The sequence below is a fragment of the Halolactibacillus miurensis genome (assembly GCF_900116255.1).
In the GTDB taxonomy this organism is placed as follows: domain Bacteria; phylum Bacillota; class Bacilli; order Bacillales; family Amphibacillaceae; genus Halolactibacillus; species Halolactibacillus miurensis.
In genome coordinates this window covers 53,226-79,076 of record NZ_FPAI01000002.1, presented here as the reverse complement: position 1 = coordinate 79,076, position 25,851 = coordinate 53,226, and the positions used below count along the sequence as shown (strand labels likewise).

Below are 25,851 nucleotides of genomic sequence, written 5' to 3'. Positions count from 1 at the left end.
ACCTCGTCCTTAACTGAAGTTTTCTAAATGACGTAAATCTTACTTACGACCATTATACCGTTAATGTGGTCTATTTAACAAGTTATCCGAGTGAAGAAATCATTGTTTTTACTTCTTGTAACGCCTCTTGTACTTTTTCAGGCTCTTTCCCACCTGCTTGCGCCATATCTGGACGACCGCCACCGCCGCCACCGCAAACGGTCGCTGCTTGTTTAATTAACTTACCTGCATGGTAACCTTTCTCAACAAGATCTTTTGAAACCCCACTCGCAAATTGTACTTTTCCATCATTGACGGCCGCTAAGAGAATAATACCTGACGGTAGTTTTTGTTTTAAATCATCGACCATTGAGCGGAGTTGATTCATATCTGAGACATTCACTTGTGCAATCAAACAATCAACGTCATTAATTTGTTCAACTTTGTCTAAAATATTCTTCGCTTCATAGCTCGATAATTTTTGTTGGTAGGCATCGTTCTCTTTTTGTAGTTGTTTCATATCTAGAAACAGTTGATCAAGTTTTTCTGGCACGTTTAATGGCTGTGCTTTTAACTTTTCACCTGCTTGTTTTAAAGCCACTTCTTGTTTATTAACAAACTGATAAGCACCTTTTGCCGTCACCGCTTCAATTCGGCGTGTACCAGCACCAATACCAGATTCAGCCACAAGTTTAAATAGTCCGATTTCTGCGGTATTCGTGACATGGCAACCTCCACATAGCTCTAGGCTATAGTCACCGACTTTAACAACTCGTACAACGTCACCATATTTTTCACCAAAGAGCGCCATTGCCCCCATTTGTTTCGCTTCCTCAATTGAACGGTTGGTAATCTCAACCGGAAGTGAGGCCCAGACTTGTTCATTCACTTTTGTTTCAATTGCTTGAAGCTCTTCAGATGATACCGAACTAAAATGCGAGAAGTCAAAACGCAACCGATCAGCACTAACAAGTGACCCTGCTTGATTCACGTGCGTACCTAAGACATCTTTTAATGCTTGATGTAATAGGTGTGTGGCGGTATGATTTTTCTCAATCAATAATCGACGTTCACGGTCAATTTGTGCCGTTACAGTCTCATCTAATTGAAGCTCACCTTCAGTGATTTCGATCAGGTGAAGGTGTTGCCCTTTCGGTGCTTTTTTCACTTCTTTAACCGTCGCTTTAAAGTGATCATTATAAATCACGCCTAAGTCTGACTGTTGACCGCCACTTTCTGCATAAAACGGTGTTTCAGCTAAAATCACAAACGCTTCCTCTCCGGTGACTTGATCGACAAAGGTTTGATTTTCAATCATCGCCACAACCGTCGTGGTGATTTCGTGGGTTGTATAACCGACAAACGTACTGTCTTTTGTTAGTTCACTAAAGACACTGTCTTGGACTTGCATGGAATCCACTTTTTGACGCGCATTACGTGCGCGTGCTTTTTGTTTTTCCATCTCTACTAAAAAGCCTGCTTCATCAATTGTAAAACCTTGTTCATGCGCATATTCTTCCGTTAATTCTTTCGGGAAACCGTACGTATCATACAACTTAAAGACATACTCACCTGGCACAACCGTTTCATTGCTCTTCGTTTGTTGGTCAATAATGTCAGACAGAATAACTAAGCCGTCATGTAATGTTTCATGGAAGCGTTCTTCTTCCGTTTGAATCACATTCATAATAAAGTCTTGTTTTTGTTTTACTTCTGGATAAAAGGCTTCCATAATAGAAGCCACTGTAGGAACGAGTGACGCCATAAAAACTTTATCGATGCCAAGTTGCTTACTAAAACGAACTGCGCGTCTCAATAACCGTCTTAACACATACCCACGACCTTCATTAGAAGGTAAGGCACCGTCACCGACCGCAAAACTAACCGTACGAATATGATCACTAATCACTTTAAAGGCTGTATCCGTTTCTTTGTTGTCACCATAATTAACGGTGGTTAACTTTTCTACTTCTTTAATAATCGGTAAGAATAAATCGGTTTCGAAATTTGTTTCCGTCCCTTGGATGACACAAATCATTCGTTCAAGTCCCATCCCCGTATCAATATTTTTCTTCGGTAGTGGTGTATACGTGTCATCAGGATTATGGTTGTATTGAGAAAACACTAAATTCCAAATTTCTAAATAACGATCATTTTCCCCGCCAGGGTAAAGTTCAGGATCATTTAAATCATTGCCATAAGCTTCCCCACGGTCATAAAAAATTTCCGTGTTAGGTCCACTTGGACCTTCACCGATATCCCAGAAATTTTCTTCTAAACGAATAATCCGCTCTTCTGGTAGTTTAATGGTATCCTTCCAGTAGCGGAACGCTTCATCATCTTCTGGATGCACGGTGACTGAAATTTTTTCTGGGTCAAAACCAATCCATTTATCACTCGTTAGAAATTCCCATGCATACTCAATCGCTTCTTCTTTGAAATAATCACCAATCGAAAAGTTACCTAACATTTCAAAGAACGTATGGTGACGCGGCGTGTAGCCAACGTTTTCAATATCGTTTGTTCGAATCGATTTTTGCGCGTTCGCTAGACGCGGATTAGCAGGCATGACGCGTCCATCAAAATATTTTTTTAACGTTGCTACACCGGAATTAATCCATAGTAACGTTGGATCTTCTTGTGGGATAAGTGAGGCACTCGGTTCAATCCGGTGGCCTTTTGATTCAAAGAAATCTAAAAACATTTGTCTTACTTCACTTGAGGTTAATGCTTTCATCTGTGTTCGCTCCTTTATTAATCATTACTTATATACAGCCATTTATTGCTAACGATAGGCAATATAAAAACTCCCATCCCTGCAATATCTTGCAGGGACGAGAGTTATCTTCGCGGTACCACCCTGATTATAGCTAACGCTATCACCTTTAGTGAATGATAACGGCATTCAACCGGTAAATGGTTAATTTACACTCAAAACGAGCTTCCATACCTCTTCATTTCGCTCACCTTACAGCCTAAGGGTAAGCGTCTCTTTAAATGGGCTGATATGTACTCCTGTTTCTCGACGTTTTTTTCTATCGTTTCACCCGATATTATAGAGAATCTTTTTGCCGCTGTCAATCGATAGTCTGATGAGTTGTTCCAGCTGGTGAAAATGTCATGTCTGATGAAACCTCTAGGTGAAGGTCACCTTCCTCATCTATCATATAGCCATACCATCGGTCTTCCACAACTTTAAACTCTAAACAGCATTCCATACAATAATAATGTTTAGTGGAAATTTCACCTAAACTTAAGTGCTGGCAGTAAAAACACCGCATACACGTCACCTCTTTTTTTGATTCAGTGTAGCCAAATCAAGGGGACGTTTATACATGCGTTCTGCTTTTTTATCCTAATCTTACATAAAATCAAACGGTGAGACGTCTTCATCGCCTAAAGCTTGTTCTTCTAAATCTTCTTCTAAACGTTCACGGTAGTCTTTATCGGTAAAAACACCCGTTAAACGTTCGATAAGTGTTGTATAACGTTCATTCGTGTCAATCGTGGTGACGCCCTCTAAAAAGGCTGCTTGGTCCCCGCAAATAATCAACGACTGTTTTGCTCGTGTCATTGCCGTATACAATAAGTTTTTCCTAAGCATTCGCCGGTAAGCACGGTCAACAGGCATGACGACAATCGGAAATTCACTCCCTTGTGACTTATGGATCGAAATACAATACGCATGGGTAATATTTAATAAATCCTGCCGGGTATAGGTGACATCATCCTCTTCAAAGGTGACAATTACTTGGTCTTCCCCGTCAATATTTTCATTTTCTCTAAATATGGCGGTTATTTTACCAATATCCCCGTTAAACACATTGTCTTCCGGTTGATTAACGAGCTGAATCACTTTATCACCGGTTCGAAACACGGTATCTTTCGTATGCAGTTCACGCGCACCTTTACGCTTAGGATTCACAACCGACTGGATGCGAGCATTTATTTCATTAATGCCGACATCCGTCTTATACATCGGCGCTAAAATTTGAATATCTTGAATATCAAATCCCCGCTCAATCGCCCGAATCACAATCGTTTCAATGGAGTGCAACAACTGGTGACGCTGACACGGGATAAAGTTGAAATCACTCGCTTTAGTTAAATCCGCTGCCGTTAATTCATCATGTTTAATTTGATGCGCCAATGTAATAATTTTCGATCCTTCTTTTTGCCGGTATACTTCATCAAGTTTAATTTGTGTCACTTGATGACTATGTAATAAATCACTTAACACCTGTCCAGGTCCTACAGACGGTAACTGGTCCTCATCTCCAACCAGTAACACTTGCATCGAAGATGGGATCGCTTTAAATAATTGATTGGCTAGAAAGATATCGACCATCGAGAATTCATCAATGATGATCATTTTACCCTCTAATGGATTGTCTTGCGTTTTTTCAAAGTGTTGATGCCCATCCCAACCGAGTAAACGGTGAATCGTATAGGCAGGTAAGCCGGTCGATTCGGTGATTCTTTTTGCGGCCCTACCGGTAGGGGCGGTGAGTATATACGGAAATTCACTGCGCTTCGCATAATCTTGTAACTTCATACTCACATCATTCAGTTCGCTATACGCTTTTAAAATCCCTTTAATGACCGTTGTTTTCCCTGTACCAGGTCCACCGGTTAAAATCATCACTTTCGTCATGAGTGCTTGTTTAATCGCTTCGTATTGAACTTTGCCGTAGGTCAAGTGTTCCTCTTCTTCTACTTCACCGACGACCTTTAATAAATCCGCTTCAACAATCGTCTCTTCTACTTCCAGCTCACTGATGCGCTTGAGTTGTGTCGTTAGTCCTGCTTCAGCATAATAACTGACGGGTAGGTAAATCCGGTCTTGTTCTTCAACTAAATACTCTTCTTCTGCCATTTCAACTAATTCTTTCATCAACATCTCGTCGGTGATATCATACCGACGCGCTTCCAGTAAGCGATTGACCTTCTCTCTTATTAAATCTTTTGGTAAAAAAACATGCCCGTCATTTAATGATTCATTCAGGACATAAAGAATTCCGGCTCTGATTCTTGACGGGTGATTTAAGCTAATGCCACGATCAGTCGCAATTAAATCCGCCCGGTGAAAGCCAAAACCTTCGATATCAAATACGTATTGATACGGATTTTCTTCTAGAATGTTAATGGCTTCATCTTGATAATGTTGATAAATCTTTTGCGCCAGCTTTAAACCAATCCCGACCTTTTGCAAGGCAACGACAACCGTGTCAAACCCTTGATATGTCTTTAATCGCTCGACTAAAATCGTCCGGCGTTCATCATTTAAACCTTTAATATCTTTTAACACATCGGGCGCGCGAATGATTTTATTAATCGCCCCTTCACCAAGCGCTTCCACAATCCGACTCGCTGTTTTTTTTCCGATTTTAGGAAAGAGATCACTCGACAAATAACTGACGAGCCCTTCCTCTGTCTTTGGCACATACCGCTCGTAGTGATCGACATGATACTGCTCACCAAATTTTTTATGATGGACAAACTCCCCGTAAAAGACATAGGCTTCACCAGGAAAGATTTCACCAAAGTAGCCTTTTACAACGAGTTCATCCTCATCAAATGCTTCGTTCGTCTTTAACACTTTTATTTTAGCAATGGAAAAGTGTTCGGCTTGATTGGTATAAATCGTATAAATCAATTCTCCACGAATATACTTCGTTTCTTCTGACACGTCCACCGCCCACTTTCTTACTGTTGATCTAATATTTGTTCAATCTGCATCAAGGTGCCTTGCGCAAGCGTATGTTCCGGGTCTAAGTCAAGGACACAGTTTAAATCTTTGATAGCTTCATCTGTTCGCTCTAAAAATAAATCACAGAGGGCGCGGTTATAAAGCGCATCTGCATGCGTCGGGTGACTCTTATAAACCCCATCAAATACACGATACGCTTCGTCTAATTGAGAAAGCTCTGCTAAAGCGAGCCCATACTGCATCGCAATATCACGATCATTTGGACTGAGCTCACTTGCATGCATAAGAAATGGAAGGGCTAGCTTAAAATCATCTCTTTTTAGGTGTGAGAAACCAATCATAAAATAAACATCCGCTTCAGTTAAACCTAAATCAATCGCTTCTGTATATTGGCGAATCGCTTGTTTATATTGCGCTTTTTCAAACAAGAGATTGCCAAGTCCGTAATATGCCGTTGCGGCTTTTGGATCAAGCTCAAGTGCTTTTTCATAAAAATCTTTTGCGCGCACGTCTTCATTAAGATGCGCTAACACATGGCCAAAGTTAATGTATCCGACTGGATTATCAGGTTCCGCTTCAATCGCATCGTTGAAAGCTTTCACAGCCATTTCATAGTTCTCATCTTGCATGTATTTAATGCCTTGTTCAATATAAGTCATATCGGACTCCTTTCTTATATTCTTTATTATTAACCTAAATAATCGAGGCGCTTGCCGTCTTTATAGACCTCATCAATCGTCGCCCCACCTAAACACACTTCATCTTGATAAAAGACGACCGCTTGACCCGGTGTAACGGCCTTTTCTTCTTGGTCAAACACGACATGAAGGTTGCCATCTGGTAATTGCGTCACCGTGACACCAGAATCTTTTTGACGGTATCTAAATTTCGCGGTTGCTTTAAATGTTGTTTCCTCAATCGGATTGACAAAGTTCACCTCAGAGGCAAGTAAAGCATCTGATGATAAGTACGGATTATGTTCACCCGCTTCAACATAGAGAATATTGTCATTTAAGTTCTTCCCAACAACAAACCAAGGGCCACCTGGACCACCAATACCGAGTCCTTGGCGTTGACCAATCGTATAGTACATCAAACCATCATGTTCACCTTTATCTACACCGTCCATCGTTTTGATCCGACCAGGTTGAGCGGGTAAATACTCACTTAAAAACGTTTTGAAATCACGTTCACCGATAAAACAAATACCGGTACTGTCTTTTTTCTTTGCGGTCGCTAAGTCATGTTCTAACGCCATTTGTCTCACGTCTTTTTTGGGTAAATGACCGAGTGGGAACATCACTTTTTCTAACACGTCATGTGACAGTTGATTTAAGAAATAGGTTTGATCTTTATTATCATCCACCCCACGCAACAATTCGATTTTACTATTCTCTCGTCTCAGTTGCGCATAGTGACCCGTCGCTACATAATCGGCTCCAAGCGAAAGCGCGTGGTCTAAAAAGGCTTTAAACTTAATTTCTTTATTACACATCACATCAGGATTTGGTGTGCGACCTTTTTTATATTCATCTAAAAAGTAGGTAAACACTTTATCCCAATATTGTTGTTCAAAGTTAACCGCAAAATACGGAATATCCAGTTGATTACAGACACGTATCACATCTTCATAATCTTCTGTCGCCGTACAAAAGCCATCGTCATCGGTATCATCCCAGTTTTTCATGAAAATACCGATCACATCATAGCCTTGTTGTTTCAATAGTAAAGCCGTCACGGAAGAATCCACGCCACCACTCATACCGACAACAACGCGGGTATGTTTATTATTACTCATAATTATCTGCTCCTTTATCATATTTAGTTAATATTAAATACCCAGAAAAAAGCACTAAAACATTTACATTAATTGGAAATCGTCTTTAATTGTTGAATTTTTTCTCTTATCTTAGCAGCTTTCTCATTCCTTGATGTATCTTCATACATCATTGCTAATTGATTCATGGTAATAATGTTATTTGGATCTATCTCCAGAGATTTATTGTAGGTTTCTTCAGAGCGATGAAAATCTTCTGTTTTCCAATAATAATAACCTAATAGCTGTAAGGCTTTACTATCCCCAGGGTAAGAATTTGTATATGCCTCTAGTTCTTTTAATCTAACATTTGGATTTTTTCCGCTTTCAATTGGATTTGTCTTGCTTTGCATCGTTAATATTTCCTCTATACCCTCTATTGATATTCCAACTTCATCCTTAAACGCTTTATAGAATTCTTTTTCTTGTGTCTCTAACATTATATTTCTAACAGAATCGTCCTCACTTATTTCAATGACTTTAAGTAGTGCGATGTGACTTTGTAAATAAGACGTATCATATTTCATTTTATTATTCATTTTTTTGAACTTATTAACTTTCCCTAAAAATATTGGTGACGTCTCTACACCAAAATAGTCTTCACTTAACTTTGCAATTCCTTCGATAAACCATACAGGATAATTATCAAAATTCAAATTGTTTTCTTTACAAAATGAATGTGTTTTAAAGTGGACATATTCATGAGAAAATACATCTTCTATATTTTCCACAGATATATGAATAACTAATCCATCGTATACAGCTAACCCTTTATGATTTGACGGTATTATTTCTTTTGTTTTTGTTTTAAATTCCTCCATAGAGGCGTACAAAATTAGTTCAAATGAATGCTCATCTCCTCCAAGAGATATGTCGGATAACATTTTATCCATTTGAGTTACAGAACGACTTATTTCCCGCTCTATTTTCTGAGTATCGTTAATATTAGTATAAATATATCCATCTGTAGAACCTACTAATTTCTTATTATATTTCATTTCACTAATAATATCGTTTACTTGACCCTCATATTGACTATCAGCTTTTCCTTCGAAATAATTAGTAATTTTTTCAATTGTCGAGTTGTCCATAATATGATGTTGTATGCTATCTAACAGAATAATTGCTAAAAATATAATAATTATAAATCGGCATATCTTTTTCATACACCCTCCATTTAATTTACTAACCCGAATCAACTTCTACAATTATGCACTTTTACCAAAAACCTACAAATAAATGAATAAAAACCAAAATCATCATATTCACGCTTTTTATTCAGATAGCTTTCTTAACCGTTCAATTGTTTGTTTGACACGCTTTGTAACCTCAATCATCGCCTGTTCTGTATGATGAAGACCAAAACTAAATCGGATCGCACTCAACGTACGTTCATCTTGTTCACCGTACATCGCCTTTAAGACATGTGAGGACGTCATCGCCCCCGCCGTACATGCGCTACCCGATGAAACAAACACCCCGTCTAAATCTAAATTCATTAACACTTGCTCAATGCGCGTACCTAAGAAACTCACATTACAAATCAGTGGACTAACCTTTTTCTCATCACCATTGATGACAATGTTATCGATGGTTGTTAGCTCTTGTTCAAATAGTGCTTTTAACTGTTTGAAACGTGCCTGACGGTTTAATTCTTCACCTAAAAATAGTTCAACCGCCTGTTTAAACCCGGCGATACCGGGTAAGTTCTCGGTTCCTGGACGACGCTTTCGTTCCTGATCGCCCCCAAAAAAGAGCGGCTGCAATTTAACCTCTCGGCGTTTATAAAGTGCCCCTATCCCTTTTGGTCCGTTAATTTTATGAGCGGTAACGGTTAATAAATCAACGTGTAACGCCTCCACATCAAGTGGCATAATACCGTATGCTTGGACCGCATCGGTATGAAATAACGCTTGATGGTCTTCTAACAGCTCACCCATCGCTTTGATCGGTTGAATCGTTCCGACCTCGTTATTCACCATCATGACAGAGACAAGAATCGTTTCGTCTGTCAGCGCCTCTTTTACAGCCTCTACCCCCACAACACCGGTTTCATCTACCGGTAAATAGGTCACAGTAAATCCAAGCGTTTCTAAGTAGTGACAACTATCTAACACCGCATGGTGTTCAATGGCTGAGGTAATAATATGTTTCCCTTTGTCTTGATGTTTTAACGCTGTACCGATGATCGCTAAGTTATCCGCTTCTGTTCCACCACTTGTGAAAATAATGTCTTTATCATTTGCCCCGAGTGACTTGGCAATGACCGTTCTTGCTTCATCTACTATTTTTCTTGACAGCCGCCCCAATTGATGAATACTTGACGGATTACCAAAGGCTTCAGTTAAAGCGTTGGACATTGTTGATGCGACATCCGGATGAAGCGGGGTAGTCGCCGCATGGTCAAAATATAAAGCCTCCATCTTCTTCATCCTCTCTCTTAAATATAGAACATATACGGTTCATTTTCTCCTGTTTCTTTATAAGTAGCTAAATCATCGAGTGTTGTTGTATCTAAGACATTTTTAACCGCATCACGAATCTGAATCCATAGGTGTTGTTTTTCTGGACTTTCGTCTTCGATTCCTTCAACTGGGGTAATCGGTCCTTCTAATATACGAATCACATCACCAGCCGTAATCTCATGAGCCGGTTTTGCGAGTTTATAACCACCATAGGCGCCTCTCACGCTTTTTACAAGTCCAGCATTGCGTAAGGGCGGGACTAACTGTTCTAAGTAATGCTCACTTAAGTCATGTTCTTCTGCAATCTTTTTTAAAGACACCGGGCCTTCTCCGTAATGTTTACTTAGGACAATCATCACGGTTAACCCGTAACGTCCTTTCGTTGAAATCTTCATCGATTAACACTCCTAGTCGTTTGTTTCTGTTGTCATTATATCATGAAGACGCTTCGACTTGCCATGTCTTCGAACTCATTAAACAGTTCACTATATTAATTCCTACAAATGTAGTATATTTTATATGAAACCGTCATACGACGTCAAGTCATTCGAAATGAAGCAGAAAATTTTGTATTAAAGGAGTTTTTACATGGCCACACAACCTCTCGCCTATCGCTTAAGACCTGAACACATGACAGATATAATCGGACAACAACACTTGATTGGGGAAGGAAACATGATCCGCCGTATGGTTGATGCCAATCGTTTAAGTTCGATGATTCTATACGGTCCACCAGGTACCGGTAAAACATCGATGGCAATGGCGCTCTCAGCGACACTCGGATTACGCTACAAAGTATTAAATGCGGTGATTGATAAAAAGAAAGATATTGAAATTGCGATTGAAGAGGCAAAAATGCACGGTAACCTCGTGGTGATTATGGATGAGGTGCACCGATTAGATAAAGCCAAACAAGATTATTTACTGCCGCATGTTGAAAGTAACCTCATCACATTAATTGGCTGTACGACAAGTAACCCTTACCACGCCATCAATCCGGCGATTAGAAGCAGAGTACACCTATTTGAACTACAAGCCCTTACGAAGACGGATGTATTAGATGCCTTGAACCGGGCCATTCATGACCGGAAAAAAGGCCTTGGCGAGATGCCGCTTCAAGTAACCGATGACGCCCTTCTTCATTTTGCGGACAGTTCAAGGGGTGATTTGCGTGCCGCTTTAAACGGGTTAGAGCTCGCGGCTTATTCTACCGCTAAGAACAGTGAAGGCATCATCGTTATTGATTTAAATGTCGCCGAACAGTGCATGCAGAAAAAAAGCTTCACCCATGACAAAGATGGTGACCATCATTATGATGTCCTATCTGCCCTGCAAAAATCGATCCGCGGCAGTGATGTCGATGCAGCTCTGCATTACTTGGCGCGTTTAATTGAAGCAGGTGACTTAGATAGTATCGCCCGGCGCTTAACCGTGATTGCTTATGAAGATATCGGCCTTGGCAATCCGCAAGCAGGACCACGAACGCTTCATGCGATTGAAGCAGCTGAGCGGGTCGGTTTTCCGGAAGCACGCATTCCACTTGCGTCAATTACGGTAGAACTTGCCCTATCACCAAAATCCAATGCGGCTTATAAAGCACTGGATCACGCCTTAAAAGATATTCGGTCAATGGATACAGGAGAAGTTCCTGATCATTTAAAAGATAGCCACTACCAAGGAGCTAAACATATGGGTCATGGCATTGGCTATAAATATCCGCATGACTATCCTGGTGCGCGCGTGAAACAACAATACTTACCAGATAAAATTAAACATAAGCAGTATTACCAACCGATTGAAACCGGAAAATTCGAACGTGCGTTAAAACAAATGCATGAACAAATTAAAGCGTTGAATAAAAACTAGTGATCATGAACACACTACTTATATCTACAAGTCTTACAACATACACTAGTAAAAACAAGGATATAAGAAAGGAATGTTCATATGACAAAGTTACGCCAAGACGCATGGAGCCACGAAGAAGACTTGTTGTTAAAGGACACGGTGCTCAAGCATATTGAATCAGGTGAAACTCAGTTACAAGCGTTTGATTTAGTAGCAAAAGAAGTGCACCGAACACCGGCTGCTTGCGGTTTCCGCTGGAACAAAGAACTACGAAGTCGGTATCAAAAAGAGATTAGTGAGGCCAAAACAGTCAGACACGCAACCTTACGTAGTCAACGACAACACAAAACAATGGTCAAAACAAAAATGACAAAAGACGCACCAAAAGAGATTCATACACTATTAGAACGGCTAGGGCACTATACAGATAAGCAACAAAACCTTATCGCTGAGCAAGACAAAGTAATCGAACAATTAAAGTCCGATAACAAGAAATTAGAACAAACCGTGCATCAACTTGAAACAAAACTCACATCGGTTGAAGAAGACTATCACACGTTTATTTCTATTATGGAACGAGCGAGAAAAATGGTTGTTCTTGACCCAACGGATCAACAAACCTTTACCATGGACAAAAACGGCAATCTACAATCCATCGCAAAATAAAGACACGTTACCCTAACAGGTGACGTGTCTTTTTTACAAAACGTTTATAATAAAACTATTCATACACTTTCACTCATATACTTTTTTGTTGCTAACTATTTCTGTTAGTTCCAGATCCCTCACTTGCCAACGTGTTTGTCCTTTGTCAAAGTAGAAGTGCATCTCATGTGACGCGACACCGGATTGATCCACTAATTCATACTGAAGAAAAAATTCTCCCTGATTAGCGTAACCAAAGTTAATCAGATCTATCTGAATCGATGCCACCTCTTCGATATCTTGACGCAAGAAGCCAAAATACACTGGCACAATTGATCCATTTTCTGTTTTTTCAATCCGATCACTATAAACCATCAAGGATGGCGAGGTCAGTTCTTCTAACACATCCATGTCTTGATCAATTAGAGCGTGTATATATTCTTTGGCATATTGATCAAGATCAAGGTAGATGTCAATTTCTTGTTGTAATCTTTCATTTTGATTTTTGGCATTAAAAACTTCTTGATCTAATCGACTGATTTCTCCTTCTAGTTGCGTTATTCGGTGACGTAACGTGTCATTTGTTTCTTTTTCTTCTACTAGGTTTAAGTCGCTCTCTGAATGATAATCAAACCATACATAAATGATAATCAAGCCAATCATTAGTACACTAACACCAACAACTATCCACCAATGTAACTGTCTTTTTTTCATATTGAATTCCTCCCTACCCATTAACTGTAACATGTTTGATTAAGAGAGAAAACGCTATCTTTGAAGTATCTTTTTTTCTTAAGTTAAGGAAATATCGATAGCGATCAGTGGCTTTATAAGATTTAACATAAAAAAGCCCACCCAGAGGGTGAGCTTTTAATCATCATGTATAAAGATAATCCCGATCGTGCCGTCTCAATAGAAAGTTTTGAACCCGCTCTAGGCAGGTGGGTGCCCTGTCTCTTGACTCTTAAGTCCTCAATCGAGTGGGGCATGTAATCCTCAAGAAAACATTGGGCTCCCGACTTTAAAATGTTCGGTCAAAACATTTGGATTTTCAACGAACACATCAGGATTAACTTGTAAGATTATCTTAGCACAGTTCAGTGTGATAATCAACCCAATTTGTAAGGGGTTACAGTCTATTATTCTTCCGAATTTTTCGCTTGAAGTTGCAGATGTAATTCGTCTAATTGCGCCTCACTTACTGTACCTGGTGCGTTTGTTAATGGATCCGATGCCGATGCTGTTTTAGGGAATAAAATCGTATCACGCAGATTCGTTTTACCTGCCAGTAACATGACTAATCGGTCAAAACCAAGTGCAATCCCTCCATGTGGTGGGGCACCGTATTCCAGTGCTTGCATGAGGAAGGCAAATTGTTCGTTCGCTTCTTCTTTTGTGAAACCTAATACTTCAAACATTTTCTCTTGTAAGTCTTTCTTATAAATACGCAGCGATCCCCCACCTAACTCAAAACCATTTAACACTAGGTCATAAGCTGAAGCTTTCACTTGTTCTGGTGCTGATGAAAGTTTATCAATATCTTGTTTTTGTGGCAGTGTAAACGGGTGGTGTGCCGCAAAATAGCGTCCGAGGTCGGCATCGTATTCAAGTAATGGCCAATCTGTTACCCACAAGAAGTTAAAGACAGATTCATCAATGAGATCAAGGTCTTTAGCAATTTTTTGACGTAATGCGCCTAGGCTATCATACACGACAGATGTTTTATCAGCAACGAATAATAATAAATCATTATCCTTTGCTTCAAGGGCTGTTTGAATCGCTTGTTGTTCTTCTGCTTCAAAGAATTTTGCGATTGGACCTGTTAAACCATCAGCTGTTACTTTGAGCCAAGCTAAACCTTTTGCGCCGTAAATTTTAACATAGTCGGTAAGTTTATCAATGTCTTTACGTGAGAATTTGTCCGCAAAGCCACTGACATTAATCGCACTTACCTTACCGCCACCAGCGACCGCATCTTTAAACACTTTAAATCCGGCCTCTTTCACTGTTTCTGATAAGTCAACAAGTTCTAAACCAAAACGTGTGTCGGGTTTATCTGAACCAAAACGACTCATCGCGTCATCATACGTTAGGCGTGGCAGTGGTAATGATAAATCTACACCCTTTACTTCTTTCATGACACGCGCCATCATGCGCTCTGTCATCGCCATAATCTCTTCTTCAGACATAAAACTTGTTTCAATATCAATTTGTGTAAATTCAGGTTGACGGTCTGCTCGTAAATCTTCATCACGGAAACAACGCGCAAATTGGAAGTAACGTTCAAAACCAGCGACCATAATTAACTGTTTAAATAACTGTGGCGATTGTGGTAACGCATAGAAGTGACCTTCATGAATACGTGATGGGACAAGATAATCTCTGGCACCTTCTGGTGTGCTTTTCGTTAACATCGGTGTTTCCATTTCTAAATAACCTTCGTCATTTAAGAAAGAACGCATGACTTGTGAGGCATGGTGACGTAACTTAAACGTTTGTTGCATCGACTCACGACGTAAATCGAGGTAACGGTATTTTAAGCGAACATCTTCTGATACATCCTCACCATCTAATACCGTAAATGGTGGATTCTTTGCTTCATTTAAAACCGTTACCGCTTCTACTAACACTTCAATCTCACCTGTGACCATCTTTTCATTGATTGTGGCATCATCACGCTTAACGACTTCACCTTGTACTTCAATCACATACTCACTGCGGACAGATTCTGCAATCTGAAGGGCTGCTTCACTTTTAGCCGGTGTAAATACTGCTTGAACAATCCCACTGCGATCACGTAAATCAATAAAGATTAAGCCACCTAAATCACGGCGCTTTTGCACCCACCCTTTTAATACCACGTGTTTTCCAGCATCCGAAAGCCTTAGCTCTCCCGCAAGTTGTCTTTTCTCTGTCATGTTTTATCCCCCTATCATTTTGATTGAATATAATCGACTAACGTATCAAAAGCGACCATTTCTTGTTCGCCTGTTGCCATGTCTTTTACTGTCGCTTGTTGTTGTTTGACTTCTTCTTCACCGAGTACGACGACAAACTTTGCTTGGTTACGGTCGGCATCTTTAAACTGAGCTTTCATTTTTCGATCTAAATAATCTTTATCAACCGATAGACCACTCTTTCGTAATCTTTGCGTCAAGGCATAAGCCGGTACTTTTGAGGATTCACCTAAACTAACGACATAAACATCGAGTCCTTCGTTAACGGGTAAAGTGATCCCTTCATTCTCAAGTGCCATAAGGAGACGCTCAACACTTAAAGCAAATCCAATACCGGGTGTTTCTGGACCGTCTAAGTCTTCGACTAAACCGTTATAACGTCCCCCACCTGATAAGGTTGTGATCGCGCCAAAACCTTCTGCCGCACTCATAATCTCAAATGCCGTGTGGTTATAATAATCTAACCCACGAACTAAGTTACTATCCACTTCATAACGAATACCTGAAGCATCTAAATATTGTTTGACTTGGTCAAAATATTCACGTGCCTCGTCAGTCAAATAATCTAAGATTTTCGGTGCCTCTTTCATTGCTTTGTGATCGCGATCTTTTTTACAATCAAGTACGCGGAGTGGATTTTGATCAAGACGTGTTTGACAATCAGAACATAACTCCTCACGGTAAGGGCTAAAGTGATTGACTAAAGCTTGACGATGATTCTCACGACTTTCTTTATCACCTAATGAATTAATCACGAGCTTTAATGAATGAAGCCCTAACGATTGATAGAAAGTCATCGCCAGTGTAATCACTTCTGCATCAATCGCCGGATCTTTACTCCCGAGCGCTTCAACACCGAGTTGAACAAATTGACGCATCCGTCCTTGTTGCGGACGTTCATAACGAAACATTGGTCCGTTATAAAAAAGTTTTTGCGGTTGGTTAGCTAAACCATAGAGTTTATTTTGAACAAAAGCACGCACGACAGATGCGGTACCTTCTGGACGAAGCGTTAAACTTCTATTCCCACGATCTTCAAATGTATACATCTCTTTTTGGACGATATCGGTCGTATCTCCTACTCCGCGTTGGAATAGTTCCGTATGTTCAAAAATAGGTGTCCGAATCTCTTGGTAATTAAACCGGCGACATATATCAATAAATGTTGCTTCGACATATTGCCATTTCTCTGATTCTCCTGGCAAGATATCTTGCGTTCCCCGTGGTAAACGAATCATGTAAATCTCCCCTTAAATTAGTATATTTTTACAATTTGGACATAAAAAAAACGCCTCCCTATGAAAGGGACGAGCGATTACCCGTGTTGCCACCCTAGTTGAATACAAAAATCGTGTATTCCACTTATCACAATAACGCCTGCTCGCGACTATATTTACTATCATTTCAATATAGTACCTCAGAGATGTCCTTCATTAAAACGCAAAATAGGAATTGTTTCAGCCGAGGCAACTCCCTCTCTTGATTCGCACTTTTTAACTACTGTTCTCATCATCGGTGATATTCGATCAAATTGTTTGAATTGTTTATAATATTACTGATAAAGCATAGGAATGTCAAGTAAGTTTTTTTACCTTTTTTAATCTTTACATACGCTTTACGTTTTGTCACGCACAATCTTCTTGATGTTGCTTAAAATCTTTTGACTCACCTAAGCTTTACACGTATGATAGAGATTGAAAAACAAATACTGAAGGGAGTGAACTGTTGCTTTTTAGAAGCAACCGAAATATGATTGACTACTTTAAAAAAAGACTTTACATATTAATAGGCATGGGACTTCTTGCCTTATTCATTCATCCCCTCACGATCTTCGCTCAAACGGCGATGATTGATACGGATGATTTACTCGTAAGAGGCGGTCCTGGGACATCGTATGAACCGATTGGACACGTGAATACCGGTGATCAGTTCACAATCGAAGCAATTGAATCACCTTGGTTACAAATTACTTATAACAATACTACAGGTTGGGTACACGAAGATTATGTCACTATCTCAAGTGAGCCGGCTATTGATGCGTCAGATGAGGAAATAGCGAATGAGACACCCACTGACACACCGACTCAAACATACCCTTATGAGACACGAATATCAATTCCATTGGTCCATGTAAGACAAGACGCGTCTCTTACAAGTGAGATTACCCATAGACTAAATAAAAATGATCCTGTCACCATTACGGATGAACAAGGCGATTGGTACCAAGTAGCGATAGATAATGCAACAGGTTATATAAAAAAACAGGTACTTGATTTAACTTTAACAAAGCCTGTTGGTCAATCACCTTTACTCAACAAAACCATTGTCATTGATCCTGGACATGGCGGTATCGATGTTGGGGCTATTAGTTTAAATGATGAATATGAAAGTCAATTTGCGATGCAAACGGGACGTGTGCTAGAACGTTACTTAAAAAGACAAGGTGCTAACGTCGTCTTTACTAGAGATGATGATTATTACTACAGTTTGACCTCACGAGCGACACTCAGTAACTACTTAAAGTCCGATATGTTTTTAAGTCTCCACTATAACAGTGAGCCCGCTTATCCATCAGCGAATGGGATTAATACCTATTATCGCGAGCCTGGTTTTGAAACACTCGCTGAAACAGTCCATCACTCACTGCTTGAGGAAACGTCCGCAAACGACCGCGGGGTTGCCTCAGGTAATTACAGCGTCCTTAGAAACAATCGTCGACCTAGCTTATTATTAGAACTTGGTTTCTTATCTAATAACGCAGAAGAACAAATGATTAAACAAGCAAGCTATCATGAAAAATTAGCTAAAGGCATTACCGATGGGGTTACTGACTACTTTGAGACTAGACCCTAACACTTGAATTATTCACTTATAATAATGGTCCTATCATTTATTTGAAAAAGAAAGACCCAATCACGTGTCGTTAATGACGACTGTAGCGATTGGGTCTTTATCTATCTTTATTTATTCAAGTCGTAAATTTCACCTTTAACGAGGTACATAATATTTTCCGCGACATTCGTTAAATGATCGCCAAAACGCTCAATGTATCGGGTACTGAAAGCGACTTGCATGATGAGTTGAATTTCATCTTTTTCTGTCGCTTTATTTGATAACATATCTTTTAACACTTGACCAAACAGTGCATCAATTTCATCATCTTTTTCTGATAATTGCTTGGCTTTTAAAATATCTTCTTCATCATATGCTTCAATCGCAAGATCAATCATGGTATTTGCGATTTTTGTCATTTGATAAAGACGCGGATCAATCGTTAATTGATGTTCGTTACCTAAGTGAATCGTTGAACGCGCAATATTTTTAGCGTTATCGGCCATACGCTCAATATCTGTCGCTAAACGAATGGCGACAATCAATCGGCGTAAATCCGTTGCGACAGGTTGTTGTTTCGCAATCATTAATATCGCCATATTATTAATGTCTAAGTCTAACTCATCTAATGATTTATCATCTTCAATCACTTGTTTTGCTTCTGTGACATCTGATTCATATAAGGCTTTAACTGATCGATTTAACTGTTCCTTACTTGCTTCTAATAACGCGATGACGCGTCGTTTCACTTGCAGTAACTCATCTTCAAATTGTCGTCTACGTACCATGAATATAGCCTCCTCTTAATTAACCAAAACGTCCTGTAATATAGTCTTCCGTACGCTCATCTTTTGGATGTTGGAAAATATCATCTGTATAATCATATTCAATTAATTCACCATTTAGCATAAAGGCGGTACGGTCAGAAATACGGGCCGCTTGCTGCATGTTATGTGTCACGATAACAATGGAGAAATCTTTTTTCAATTCTTGAATTAGTTCTTCGACTTTTAAGGTTGATTTAGGGTCAAGCGCCGAGGTTGGCTCATCCATTAAGATCACATCTGGTTCAATCGCTAAGGCTCGCGCAATACATAGACGTTGTTGTTGCCCACCAGACATGCCGTAGGCATTTTCCTTCAAGCGGTCTTTCACTTCATTCCAAATCGCTGCCCCGCGTAAACTCGATTCAACAATGTCATCTAAAATTTTACGATCTTTAATCCCGTGGATACGAGGTCCATAGGCTATATTATCATAAATGGATTTTGGAAATGGATTGGGTTTTTGAAATACCATGCCTACTTTTGTTCGTAAATCTTCCACCATAAAGTTTGGATCAAGAATGTTTTCCCCACGATACTCAATCGTTCCCGACGTGTGCACACTAGGTACAAGTTCAACCATCCGATTAAGTGTCTTTAAGAACGTCGACTTACCACAACCAGAGGGTCCTATAATGGCAGTGACTTCTTTTTCATAAATCGGGAAGTTTACGTTTTTTAGGGCATGTGTGTTGCCATACCATAAATTTAAATCTTTCGTATCATACACCTTTGTCGGTTGTTTCTTTTCTTCTTGCCGTGTATTTTTAATATCTGTCACAAATTTCATGATTAAGTCCCCTTTTAATAACGTCGTTGGAATTTATTTCGAATTACAATCGCTGTACCATTTAAAATAAATAGCATTACCAATAAGACAATAATCGTCGCTGAAGCTAAGAATTGATATTCTTCGACTAATGACGCATCAAGTGTCCAGTAATAAATCTGCATGGGCAAGACGGTAAACCGGTCAAATAACCCACCCGGAAACGGTAAGAGTAAAGCAGGAATACCAAGTACAACGAGTGGGGCCGTTTCCCCAATCGCACGCGATAGCGCGAGAATAGAGCCTGTTAAAATACCAGGTAAGGCTGCTGGTAGAATAATATTTTTAATTGTTTGCCACTTTGTTGCCCCTAACCCAATGGAGGCTTCACTTAAGTAACTTGGTACGGCTCTTAATGCTTCCTGACTCGATACAATCACGATCGGTAACACGAGTAAGGACATCGTTAAACCCCCGGCTAAAACGACACTACCTAAATTTAAAAGGTTCGCAAAAATAGTCATCCCGAGAATACCATACACAATCGAAGGTACCCCGGATAGGTTAGCGATATTCGTTTGAATAATCGTTTGAAGTTTTCCTTGTTTTGCATACAACTCATTATATATTGCCGTACCGACTCCTAAAATAATTGTAACCGGGATAACAACCGCCATGAGCCATAACGTTCCTAAAATTGCCCCCATGATACCTGCACGTTCAGCATTGGTGGATAACTTACCTGTTAGAAAATCTAAATTAATATAAGGAATACCCTCCGTAATAATTTGATAAAATAATACCCCTAACACAAACACACCAAACGTGGTCGCGAGTAAGAAAACGCCACTCAAACCTTTATTTAACGCAACGCGGCGTTTCATGCGCTTTTGAATTCTTTCTGATGTCATATGTGTAGCCATTAATATTCCTCCCTGAAGCGACGTGCAATGTAGCGCGCTAAAATATTCATCAGTAATGTGAAGACAAAGAGCGTCATTGCTACGGCGTATAAACTATAGTAAATCGTCGACCCGCGACTCGCATCCCCTCCAGCAACTTCCACGACATAGGCTGTCATTGTCTGCATCGATTGGGTGATATCAAACGTGAAGTTCTTCGAACTCCCACTCGCAATAGCTACGATCATGGTCTCCCCAACGGCTCGAGAAATCCCTAAAACGAAAGCGGCTACTATGCCTGAAAAGGCTGCTGGAATAATGACTTTAAATGTTACCTCTAACTTTGTCGAACCTAACGCTAACGCCCCTTCACGCATCGCATTCGGCACACTGTTCATCGCATCTTCTGATAAAGAGGCAATCATTGGAATAATCATGACCCCCATAACAAGACCCGGCGCTAAAATATTGGTGGCACTCATCTCAGGAATAAACTGGCGCAAAAAAGGTGTCACAAATGTAAAAGCAAAAAAACCATACACAATTGTTGGAATACCTGCCAGTAATTCTAATACAGGTTTTAGTACTCGACGGGCTTTATCTGAAGCATACTCACTTAAATAGATTGCCGTCATCATACCGATGGGTCCCGCTACAACCATCGCAATCACAGACGATATAATCGTGCCGTTAATCAAAGGTAAAATCCCGAATTTTGGATCTTGACTTAACGGTCGTAATACTGTGCCTGTAAAAAATTCGACAATTGACACGCGATTAAAGAACTCAAATGTCTCTGAAATCAATACAAATACGATACCAATCGTTGTTAGTATCGAAATCATAGCGATGCCTAACAACAGATTCGGTACAGCTTTTTCTCCTATGGAACGGAAAGATTGCTTTTGTCGATTTTTTTCAATCATACTTTTTACACGCACAGTAGATGTGCTTTCTTTATTATTATCTACCACAGTAAACCCACCTTTTTCAAGCCAATAAGTTGAGCCCAAAGGCTCAACTTCACTGACTATCGTTATCTAAAAATTATAGTCCTTTTAATTCATCAACGAGTGCTTGAACTTCTTCTTCTGGAAGAGGTGCAAAACCAGTTTCTCCTGCAAATGTATTAACGTTTTCCATCAAGTAAACGGCATAGTCTTTGACTTGTGGCTTTTCTTTTGCCATGTTCACATTTAAGTAAGTGAACACGGGACGAGTAAATGGCGCATAGTCGCCGTCTTCAGCGATTGTGTCAAGTGAAGGTTCAACAGGACCCTCACCAAAATCTACATTTACCGCTTGTAATTGATCTTGGTTGTTTACATAGTATCCAAATCCAAAGAATCCAATCGCATTCACATCTTCACTCACTAATGTTACAAGCGTTGAGTAATCTTGTTGTAAGTTAGCGTCTGCTTTTAAATCTTGTTCTTCTAAAATTGTTTCATAGAAGAATTCATACGTTCCGTGGTTTTCATTTGGGCCATAAGTGTTAATATCTTCATCTGGGAAATCAGGGTTAATATCTGACCATTTTTCAATGTCGCTATCTGCTTTAAAAATATCAATCACTTGTTGTTCTGTTAACTCTGTTGCCCAATCATTATCTGGGTGAAGTACGAAAGTCAGACCATCAAGCGCAACTTTTAATTCTTTGACTTCAATACCTAAGTCATCAGCCATTTGTTGTTCTTCTTCTTTAATGTGACGTGAAGCATCATTAAAGTCTGTACCGTCTTCTGCTAAGAACTTTTTGAAACCAGCACTTGTACCAGAGCGGGCAACTTCAACTGATACATTCTCTTCTTCAGTTACCATGTACTCTTCGGCAATACGTGCCATCAAAGGATAAACCGTACCTGAACCATCAACAACAACGCTACCAGATAGTTCTTCAGTTTCTGTACCTGAATCACTTGACGTATCATCGCCACCACAGGCGGCAAGTACACCTAACATTAAAACTAAAGTAAATAGTACCCATACCTTTTTCATTTTCAGCATTTCTTTCGTCCTCCTTATTGGCATCTCTTTTTTTATGACATATCTCTTTGCCACACTTACATCATAACGAACGGTTATGAAGCTAACGTTAATCGTGTGTAAAGAAGTTGTAAAGTTCAACAAACTTGTTATGATTATTAGCTAAATCATTGATATATCAACGTTTTTATGACTTATTTTTTTAAATTTTTTATAGAATAGCACCTGACTTAAAATTACCTACTTGTTTTTCACTCGAAAAAATCAATGACTTTTCTAAAAATACACCAACGTCTTTTATAATTTGGACGAAAACACAAAAAAGATGTAAGCATCCTCATAATAAGGAAACTTACATCTTTCGTCATTAAACACCTATTATTTTCGGTCATCCGTATCCACTATTAATGTAACTGGACCATCATTAGTGAGTGACACGTCCATCATTTCACCAAAGACACCTGTTTCAACGTGAACACCTGCATCCATTAATTGTTGATTAAACTGATTGTAGAGTTCTTCAGCTTGTGTCGGTTTAGCGGCCGCCATAAAGTTGGGACGACGTCCCTTTCTCGTGTCACCATATAAGGTAAATTGTGAAATCGACAGAATCGATCCTCCAACATCCATTAAACTATGATTCATCTTCCCTGCTTCATCTTCGAATATGCGTAAATGCGGAATTTTTTTGACTAAATAGTCGACATCATCGACCGAGTCGTCTTGAGTAACGCCAACAAGTAGGACTAGGCCAAAATCAATTTGACCAGTGACTTTACCATCGACAACGACTTTTGCTTCTTTACTTCTTTGTAGGACAACTCTCAAATTAAAACCCCTTTACTGTACAATTCTTTCAACGGTATACACATCTTTAATTTGTTTTAACTTATCTACGACTTTACGTAAATGTTGAATGTTATGAATGAGAATGGTTAAGTGAATGATCACCATCTTATTTCGATCAGATTTACCACTAACAGCAATAATATTTGTCCCCATCTCGTTAATGTTATGCAAGACATCGTTTAACAATCCACGACGATCATAACCGGAGATTTCAATATCTACGTGATATTGCTTCGTCATACTATCATGATTTTCCCATTCCACTGACAGTGCTTTATCTTTCATTTCTTGGCTACTGACATTCGGACAATCTTTCCTATGAACAGACACGCCACGACCTTTCGTTACAATACCGATAATCTCATCACCTGGAACAGGATTACAACATTTCGCCAGTCTAACAAGAAGATTATCGACACCTTCAACTTTCACACCTGATGATTTCGACTTCGTTGGTCTTGACTTTTGTTTTTGCTGGACTTTTTCAATACTTTCCTGTAGCTCTTGTTTATCCTCTTTTTTACGGAACTTATCTGTTAAGCGCGTCGAAATCTGCGTGGCATTAATTCCCTGATATCCAACAGCAGCGTACATATCATCGATACTTATAAAGTTAAAACGATCGGCAACTTTTTGTAAGTTGTCTTGTGAAAGCACTTCTTTTGGATCAAAACCTGTCGTACGCACTTCTCGGTCGACGAGTTCGCGACCTTTCACAACATTTTCGTCACGTTGTTGCTTCTTAAAGAATTGTTTAATTTTATTTTTCGCTTGTGATGTGGTCGTCATCTTCAGCCAATCACGTGATGGACCATATGAATGTTTTGAGGTCATCATTTCGATAATGTCCCCATTTTTCAACTGATAATCCAGTGGTTCCATCTTGCCATTAACACGCGCGCCAATCGTATGATTACCGACTTCTGTATGAATTTTATAGGCAAAGTCAATCGGTACAGCACCTTTAGGAAGTTCAATGACGTCGCCTTTTGGCGTAAAGACATAAACCAAATCAGCAAACAACTCCACTTTTAATGACTCCATAAATTCTTCGGCATCATGCGTATCAGACTGTGATTCAAGAATTTCTCTAAACCAAGCGAGTTTTTCTTCGGAGTTAGGCTTTTTCGTTAACGTCTTACCTTCTTTATAGGCCCAGTGAGCCGCAATCCCGTATTCGGCAATTTCATGCATTTCCTTCGTCCGGATTTGCACTTCTAATGGCGAGCCCATCGGACCAATGACGGTCGTATGCAGCGATTGATACAGGTTAGGTTTTGGCATCGCGATATAATCTTTAAACCGACCAGGCATCGGTTTCCAACACGTATGAATAATGCCAAGGACGGCATAACAATCTTTGATACTATCGACGATAATTCTCACCGCTAATAAATCATAAATCTCATTGAATTGTTTATTTTGTATCACCATCTTACGGTAAATGCTATAAAGGTGCTTTGGTCGCCCAGAAAATTCTGCTTTAATATTGACATCATCTAATTGGCGTTTGACTTCACCGATTACATCATCTAAATAATGCTCACGTTCCTCGCGCTTTTGTTTCATTAAATTCACAATCCGGTAATACTGTTGTGGATTTAAGTAACGTAAGCTTGCATCTTCTAATTCCCACTTAATCGTAGAAATCCCGAGTCGATGCGCTAGGGGCGCGAATATTTCTAACGTTTCATTAGCAATACGGCGCTGCTTTTCTGCGGGTACATGCTTTAGTGTGCGCATGTTGTGCAGGCGGTCAGCAAGTTTAATCATAATGACACGAATATCTTTAGACATGGCGATAAACATTTTGCGGTGGTTTTCCGCTTGTTGCGCTTCTTTTGATTTATATTTAATTTTACCTAGCTTTGTCACACCATCAACAAGCATGGCGACCTCTTCGCCGAAAGTTGCGGATAGCTCTTCTAATGTAATAGAGGTATCCTCTACAACATCATGCAAAAAACCTGCCGCAATGGTTTCTTTATCTAAACCGAGTGATACGATGATACTTGCGACTTGAACAGGGTGAATAATATAAGGTTCACCCGATTGTCTAAATTGCCCTTCGTGGGCCTGTTCGGCATAATCGTATGCTCGGCGAATAAACGCAATATCAGCTTCATCTAAATAACGCGAGGCTTCTTCAATCACCTCGTCGATTGTTAATACTAAATCTCTTGCCATGTTTATCACCTAAATCCTTTAGTCTGTATATGTCTCTTTATTATCTACCATCATAACATGGATTCCCTCTATTTTATAATAA

21 protein-coding genes, 1 other RNA gene and 2 other annotated features are annotated in these 25,851 nt (G+C 39.6%); of the genes, 3 read left to right on the top strand and 19 right to left on the bottom strand.

Going from position 1 to position 25,851, the window contains the following annotated elements; genetic code table 11:
• Positions 1–82 precede the first annotated feature (82 nt).
• The 8 genes from alaS to cymR all read right to left on the bottom strand — a co-directional run bounded on the left by alaS (position 83) and on the right by cymR (position 10,365).
• Entirely contained in the window at positions 83–2,716 is a 2,634-nt protein-coding gene (gene alaS / locus BM390_RS02080; RefSeq protein ID WP_089852818.1) for an alanine--tRNA ligase, read from the bottom strand.
• A 90-nt stretch (positions 2,717–2,806) separates the two neighbouring features.
• Positions 2,807–3,014 (bottom strand) — a binding site (T-box leader).
• Positions 3,015–3,056: 42 nt separating this feature from the next.
• The gene (locus BM390_RS02075) at positions 3,057–3,260 is read right to left on the bottom strand and encodes a YrzR-like zinc ribbon domain (protein WP_062319038.1); all 204 of its coding nucleotides are present in this window, start codon (positions 3,258–3,260) and stop codon (positions 3,057–3,059) included.
• Positions 3,261–3,340: 80 nt separating this feature from the next.
• Entirely contained in the window at positions 3,341–5,668 is a 2,328-nt protein-coding gene (gene recD2 / locus BM390_RS02070; RefSeq protein ID WP_246806746.1) for an SF1B family DNA helicase RecD2, read from the bottom strand.
• Positions 5,669–5,685: 17 nt separating this feature from the next.
• On the bottom strand, positions 5,686–6,348 hold the full coding sequence (locus tag BM390_RS02065; protein ID WP_062319036.1) for a tetratricopeptide repeat protein: 663 nt from the start codon (positions 6,346–6,348) through the stop codon (positions 5,686–5,688).
• A 29-nt stretch (positions 6,349–6,377) separates the two neighbouring features.
• Positions 6,378–7,487 (bottom strand): tRNA 2-thiouridine(34) synthase MnmA, encoded by a 1,110-nt coding sequence (gene mnmA, locus BM390_RS02060; protein WP_062319033.1) that lies wholly within the window; start codon positions 7,485–7,487, stop codon positions 6,378–6,380.
• A gap of 68 nt (positions 7,488–7,555) precedes the next feature.
• Positions 7,556–8,671, bottom strand: coding sequence for a tetratricopeptide repeat protein (locus tag BM390_RS02055; RefSeq protein ID WP_062319031.1), 1,116 nt, complete (start codon positions 8,669–8,671; stop codon positions 7,556–7,558).
• A 108-nt stretch (positions 8,672–8,779) separates the two neighbouring features.
• Positions 8,780–9,928, bottom strand: coding sequence for a cysteine desulfurase family protein (locus tag BM390_RS02050; RefSeq protein ID WP_089852816.1), 1,149 nt, complete (start codon positions 9,926–9,928; stop codon positions 8,780–8,782).
• Between the two features lie 17 nt (positions 9,929–9,945).
• Positions 9,946–10,365 carry a cysteine metabolism transcriptional regulator CymR gene (gene cymR, locus BM390_RS02045; protein WP_062319029.1) on the bottom strand — a complete coding sequence of 140 codons (420 nt, stop codon included), beginning with the start codon at positions 10,363–10,365 and terminating at the stop codon, positions 9,946–9,948.
• 193 nt (positions 10,366–10,558) lie between these two features.
• Here cymR and BM390_RS02040 point away from each other — a divergent pair, with 193 nt between their 5' ends.
• Complete coding sequence (locus tag BM390_RS02040; RefSeq protein ID WP_062319027.1) at positions 10,559–11,836, top strand: replication-associated recombination protein A; 1,278 nt, start codon at positions 10,559–10,561, stop codon at positions 11,834–11,836.
• Between the two features lie 81 nt (positions 11,837–11,917).
• A complete protein-coding gene (locus tag BM390_RS02035) occupies positions 11,918–12,484 on the top strand; it encodes an RsfA family transcriptional regulator (RefSeq protein WP_062319025.1) in 567 nt (188 codons plus the stop codon).
• Positions 12,485–12,553: 69 nt separating this feature from the next.
• Here the strand turns inward: BM390_RS02035 and BM390_RS02030 are convergent, their stop codons facing one another.
• From BM390_RS02030 to hisS, 4 genes are all read right to left on the bottom strand, one after another.
• The gene (locus tag BM390_RS02030) at positions 12,554–13,177 is read right to left on the bottom strand and encodes a PilN family protein (RefSeq protein WP_062319024.1); all 624 of its coding nucleotides are present in this window, start codon (positions 13,175–13,177) and stop codon (positions 12,554–12,556) included.
• A 174-nt stretch (positions 13,178–13,351) separates the two neighbouring features.
• Positions 13,352–13,536: non-coding RNA, 6S RNA (gene ssrS / locus BM390_RS02025), on the bottom strand.
• Positions 13,537–13,602: 66 nt separating this feature from the next.
• Positions 13,603–15,381 carry an aspartate--tRNA ligase gene (aspS, locus tag BM390_RS02020; protein ID WP_089852815.1) on the bottom strand — a complete coding sequence of 593 codons (1,779 nt, stop codon included), beginning with the start codon at positions 15,379–15,381 and terminating at the stop codon, positions 13,603–13,605.
• Between the two features lie 14 nt (positions 15,382–15,395).
• Entirely contained in the window at positions 15,396–16,658 is a 1,263-nt protein-coding gene (gene hisS, locus BM390_RS02015; protein WP_089852814.1) for a histidine--tRNA ligase, read from the bottom strand.
• Between the two features lie 62 nt (positions 16,659–16,720).
• Positions 16,721–16,942: a binding site (T-box leader), on the bottom strand.
• Positions 16,943–17,169: 227 nt separating this feature from the next.
• Here hisS and BM390_RS02010 point away from each other — a divergent pair.
• Positions 17,170–18,273 carry an N-acetylmuramoyl-L-alanine amidase family protein gene (locus tag BM390_RS02010; protein WP_062319022.1) on the top strand — a complete coding sequence of 368 codons (1,104 nt, stop codon included), beginning with the start codon at positions 17,170–17,172 and terminating at the stop codon, positions 18,271–18,273.
• A 107-nt stretch (positions 18,274–18,380) separates the two neighbouring features.
• Here the strand turns inward: BM390_RS02010 and phoU are convergent, their stop codons facing one another.
• From phoU to BM390_RS01975, 7 genes are all read right to left on the bottom strand, one after another.
• Positions 18,381–19,040, bottom strand: a complete 660-nt coding sequence (gene phoU / locus BM390_RS02005; RefSeq protein WP_062319020.1) for a phosphate signaling complex protein PhoU — start codon at positions 19,038–19,040, stop codon at positions 18,381–18,383.
• A 19-nt stretch (positions 19,041–19,059) separates the two neighbouring features.
• Positions 19,060–19,866, bottom strand: coding sequence for a phosphate ABC transporter ATP-binding protein PstB (gene pstB, locus BM390_RS02000; protein WP_089852813.1), 807 nt, complete (start codon positions 19,864–19,866; stop codon positions 19,060–19,062).
• Positions 19,867–19,880: 14 nt separating this feature from the next.
• Complete coding sequence (gene pstA / locus BM390_RS01995) at positions 19,881–20,768, bottom strand: phosphate ABC transporter permease PstA (RefSeq protein WP_062319018.1); 888 nt, start codon at positions 20,766–20,768, stop codon at positions 19,881–19,883.
• The gene (pstC, locus tag BM390_RS01990; RefSeq protein WP_062319429.1) at positions 20,768–21,673 is read right to left on the bottom strand and encodes a phosphate ABC transporter permease subunit PstC; all 906 of its coding nucleotides are present in this window, start codon (positions 21,671–21,673) and stop codon (positions 20,768–20,770) included. The genes pstA and pstC overlap by 1 nt, the downstream gene beginning before the upstream one ends.
• 121 nt (positions 21,674–21,794) lie before the next feature.
• Positions 21,795–22,754, bottom strand: a complete 960-nt coding sequence (locus BM390_RS01985; protein ID WP_062319015.1) for a PstS family phosphate ABC transporter substrate-binding protein — start codon at positions 22,752–22,754, stop codon at positions 21,795–21,797.
• 357 nt (positions 22,755–23,111) lie between these two features.
• On the bottom strand, positions 23,112–23,561 hold the full coding sequence (dtd, locus tag BM390_RS01980) for a D-aminoacyl-tRNA deacylase (protein WP_089852812.1): 450 nt from the start codon (positions 23,559–23,561) through the stop codon (positions 23,112–23,114).
• Positions 23,562–23,573: 12 nt separating this feature from the next.
• Positions 23,574–25,769, bottom strand: coding sequence for a RelA/SpoT family protein (locus tag BM390_RS01975; RefSeq protein ID WP_089852811.1), 2,196 nt, complete (start codon positions 25,767–25,769; stop codon positions 23,574–23,576).
• Positions 25,770–25,851 lie beyond the last annotated feature (82 nt).